The 4,295-nt window shown below is 65.5% G+C and carries 4 protein-coding genes and 1 pseudogene; 4 read left to right on the top strand and 1 reads right to left on the bottom strand.

What is annotated here, in order from left to right; translation table 11 throughout:
* The 4 genes and pseudogenes from PHD22_RS16530 to PHD22_RS16515 form a co-directional block, all read left to right on the top strand.
* Positions 1–413: pseudogene (locus PHD22_RS16530) on the top strand (hypothetical protein); the annotation flags it as partial.
* An 83-nt stretch (positions 414–496) separates the two neighbouring features.
* The gene (locus tag PHD22_RS16525; protein ID WP_299869431.1) at positions 497–1,375 is read left to right on the top strand and encodes a universal stress protein; all 879 of its coding nucleotides are present in this window, start codon (positions 497–499) and stop codon (positions 1,373–1,375) included.
* Positions 1,376–1,401: 26 nt separating this feature from the next.
* Positions 1,402–3,051, top strand: coding sequence for a Na/Pi cotransporter family protein (locus PHD22_RS16520; protein WP_299869428.1), 1,650 nt, complete (start codon positions 1,402–1,404; stop codon positions 3,049–3,051).
* A gap of 10 nt (positions 3,052–3,061) precedes the next feature.
* Positions 3,062–3,604: a DUF2062 domain-containing protein gene (locus tag PHD22_RS16515; protein ID WP_299869425.1), complete on the top strand. Its 543-nt coding sequence runs from the start codon at positions 3,062–3,064 to the stop codon at positions 3,602–3,604.
* A 5-nt stretch (positions 3,605–3,609) separates the two neighbouring features.
* On the opposite strand, the gene PHD22_RS16510 is transcribed toward PHD22_RS16515, so the two are convergent.
* Positions 3,610–4,295: PDZ domain-containing protein (locus PHD22_RS16510; protein ID WP_299869422.1), on the bottom strand; the 686-nt coding region annotated here is incomplete at its 5' end.

Here is a 4,295-nt window from a genome sequence, read left to right as displayed (position 1 = left end):
AAACCAATTCCTGGGGCTGGGGCCTGGCTGCCGGCACGGTGCGCCATCCAGACATCAATCCGGGGCCCAATCTGCTGGGCAATACCTTCCTGTACCTTCCCGCGTCCCTGTCCCTGGCCAATGACCGGGTGGTGATCCACTCCAACCTGGGATGGCTGAAGGACAAGGCCAGCGGCGAACTGCGGGCCACCTGGGGGGTGGGGGGTGAATTCCTGCTGTCAAGCCGCGTCACCGGCATTGCCGAAGCCTTCGGCGACAGCCACAACACGCCGTTCTGGCAGGCAGGAATCCGGCTTGCCATCGTGCCCGAGCGGATTCAGGCAGACGCCACAGTGGGGGGGCCCTGGCATGGCTCCAACGACCAGCGCTGGTTCAGTTTTGGTCTGCGCCTGACCCCGGACCGTTTTCTGTAGGGCAACGGTTAAATCCCGGGCGGGATGGAACTTGAAGGCCCCCCTGGTGCCCTATCCCTGAAGAAAGATCACAGGAGGGGATCATGCCGGCAACACCCGTCGTCATTGCTGCTCATGACTTTTCGCAGGACAGTCACGCCGCCCTGCGGCTGGCCGCGACCCTGGCACGAGAATGGAAGGCCCGGTTAGGGGTGCTGCACGTGTTTGACGATGGTGCCTGGGCAAGCGTGCGCCAGCTTTATCGTGCGGACCTCTGGGCCTCGGAAGGCGGCCCCACCCTGGCTGCCCGCACCCAGCTCTCCCGCCAGAGCCTGGATCTGGCCCGCGACTATGGGATTGAAACCTTTCCTGAAACCCGGACAGGCGATGCGGTCACCGAAATCGCCCGATTCACCCGGGAACAGGGCGCCTGTCTGCTGGTGCTGGGCGCACACGGACTGGGGCAGGCGAGCCTGTTGGGCACCACGGCGCTCCACGTTCTGGAAAGGATGCATGCGCCCGTGCTGCTGACCCGGGATGGCTCCGCCGCTTACCCGACACGGTTGATGATCGCCACGGAAGACTCGGAGGGGGCTCGGCGCGCCGCCCAGAGAGCCCACGAACTGTTTCCTCAGGCCCGGCTGCTGGTGACCCATGCCTATCGAACCGAATCTCCCGACCGCTTACGCCTCGACGGCACCAGCGAGGAGGAGATCGGCCATATCCTGCAGACGGCGCAAGCGACCGCCCAGGGCGTGGTGGATGCATTCATCCGGGAGTGCGCGCTTCCACCGATGCAGACCGAGCCGCTGCTGCTGAATGGTTTTCCCGGATATGCCCTGGTGGAGGGTGTCCGTCAGCACCGCCCGGAGCTCCTCGTGATGGGACGTCACGGACGTGGCCATCTGGACGAGACGCTGTTTGGCAGCGTGACCCGCTACGCGGTGGAGCACGCACCAACGAACGTCCTCCTGGTGCCCTGAGGGGGCCCGACCCTTAGGCCTTACTCATGGATATCCCACAACTCCTGGGCGGGATTGGCGGCGGGATCGGGCTTTTCCTGCTGGGCATGGGCTTGATGACCGACGGCCTCAAGCAGGCTGCCGGCCCTGCCCTGGAGCGCATTCTCAGCGGAGCAACCCGGACTCCCCTGTGGGGCCTGGGTTCCGGTATCGCGGTGACGGCCCTCGTTCAATCCTCCACGGCGGTCACCGTGGCCACCATTGGCTTCGTCAATGCCGGACTGCTCAGCCTGTACCAGGCTCTGTGGGTCATCTTTGGCGCCAATGTGGGCACCACCATGACCGGTTGGCTGGTGGCCCTGGTCGGACTCAAGTTCAAGATCGAAGCCCTGGCCCTGCCCCTGATCGGACTGGGTGCCCTCCTGAGGCTGACCGGAGAAAGCAGCCGTCGCGGTGCGCTGGGTACGGCACTGGCCGGCTTCGGGCTGCTGTTCCTTGGCATTGACATGCTGAAAGAGGTTTTTTCGGGCGTGTCCACCGATTTCAAGCTGCCCGAGGGCAGCGCTCCCCTGGATACGCTGATTCAGGTCCTGATCGGTTTTCTGCTCACCGTCATCATGCAGAGCTCCAGTGCATCCCTGACCGTGGCACTGACCGCTGCCGAGGGCGGCATGATCGGTCCGTACGGAGCCGCCGCCGTCGTGATCGGTGCCAACGTGGGGACGACCGTGACGGCCATTGTTGCGGTCATCGGCGCGACCTCCAACGCCAAACGCACCGGCGCAGCCCACATCCTGTTCAATCTGCTGACTGGCTGCGTGGCCCTGCTCCTGCTGCCGTGGCTGGTGGACGCCCTGACCCTGTTGAGGGCATGGCTCGGTCTGCCTGCCTCCCCCGCAGCAGAACTGGCCCTCTTTCATACGGTGTTCAACGTGATGGGGGTGATCCTGATCTGGCCCCTCTCCAGGCCGCTGACGCGCTTTCTTGAAGCCCGCTTTCGCACGGCGGAAGAAGACGACGCACGTCCCCGCTTCATCGACAAGACCGTTCTGGCCGTACCCGTCCTGGCTCTGGATGCCCTGGAGCAGGAGGTCCGCCGGATGGGATGCATTGCCCGTCGAAGCCTGGGCGAAGCCCTTTCCGCCGAAGAGCCGGATCGCCTGCGCCTGGCCAGGGCAAGCCAGGCTGTGGGAAGTCTGAACCGCTCGATTGCCAGCTTCATCATCGACCTGTACCGGGCGCAAATGTCCATCGAAAGCGCCAGAAGACTTCCTGAACTGCTGCGCATCGCCCGTTACTACGAAACCGCGACCGGGATGGCCCGGGCTGCGGCCGAATCCCTGCAGCCCGGTGGCATGCCCGAGTCAGCCCGGGACAGGGAGCTTCATTTCCGCAATCTGGCCCAGCAAGTCCTCGCCCTGGTGGACCCCGAACACCCCCTGCCGCCCGGGGAGGTACGCCAGCACGCCCTGGCCACCTTGCTGGAGTCCTACCACCAGCTTAAAGCCGCCCTGCTCTCGGAAGGAGCCCGAGGCGCCCTCGCCGTGGATGCCACCAGCGCCTGGCTGCATCGGGCCAGCGTGCTGCGCCGTGGTCTGGAACAGTGCGTCCGGGCGGCCGACTATCTGGGGAGGCAGACAACTGACGAGGGGAACCGGACGCGGCCTGACATCCCCTCCCCCGCCCAATCCGAGTAAGCGCAGCCAATTGAACCTGATCGACACCATCGGCCGTTTCATCCCATCCCGGGAATCCCTGCTGTCCAGCCGCTGGCTGGGCTGGCTTTCCCCCTGGCTGGGCCATCCCAAGCTCTGGCGCTGGTCGCGCAAAGGGGTTGCCTTGGGTGTCGCCCTGGGGGTGTTTTTCGGTCTCCTGATCCCCCTGGCCCAGATTCCGGTCACGGCGGCCGCTGCCATCGTGCTCCGGGCCAACCTTCCCGTGGCGGCCGCAAGCACTCTGGTGACCAATCCCATCACCTTTGGTCCCGTCTACTACGCGGCGTACCGGCTGGGGGGGTGGATCACCGGAGCATCTCCGCAAACGCTGGACGCACAGGACCAGGAGACACCCCCCTCGGGGACCTCTGGCCTGTGGGAGCGGATACGCTCCCTGGGCAAACCCCTGCTGGTGGGTCTGGCCGTCATGGCCAGTCTGGGTGGCCTCCTGACCTACCTGAGTACCGATCTGCTCTGGCGCTGGCGAACCCGCAGCCGCTGGAAAGCCCGGCAGCAGCGCAAGCGGCCGGGCTGAAGGACTCAAGCCCCCAACCAGCCCGTCCTGAGGGTCTGGATGGCCGGAGCTATGTCATCCAGCGCAGTCAGTTTGGCCACATCCGCCGGCGGCGCCTGCAAGGCCACCGAAAAGGCCATCAGTTCATCCCGGCGGAAAACATGAATTTCCGCCACGTCCCCCACCAGACGCCGGGCCAGCAGTTTCTCGAAGTTGGCAGCGGTAAGCTTCAAGCCATCAAGGGCCACCAGCACGTCCCCAGCGGAGAGACCCGCCACCTGAGCGGAGCCTCCGTCAAAAACGTTGGCCAGTTTGAGCACGTCCCCGTCGGGTGCGGTTCGAACCCCGATCCCCGGGCTGCTGCCTGCCGTCTCCCAGCGGAGCTCGACCCCTGCCTGGCGCAGGGCAGCCTCAAGCGGGAGCTCCTCCGTGCCCTCGACCAGATCCTTCAGCCAGGCGCCGACGCCCTCACCTCCAATCTCTGCGGCGAGACGGAAGATCCCGTCCTCCGGTACGCCACACCCGCTCTGACCGTGGCGCACCCAGAGCATCCGCATCAGGTCGTCCAGGCTGCACCGCCCCTGGCTCTCCGCCCGCAATCGGAGGTCAAGCAGCAGGGCGACCAGGGCGCCCTTGGTGTAGTAGCTGACGATGGCGTTCGGACTGTTTTCATCCTGACGGTAATACTTGGTCCATGCCTCGAAGGATGACT

This window comes from Zoogloea sp., assembly GCF_028693495.1.
Classification (GTDB): Bacteria; Pseudomonadota; Gammaproteobacteria; order Burkholderiales; family Rhodocyclaceae; genus Zoogloea.
This window is presented reverse-complemented; position numbering and strand designations above follow the sequence as displayed.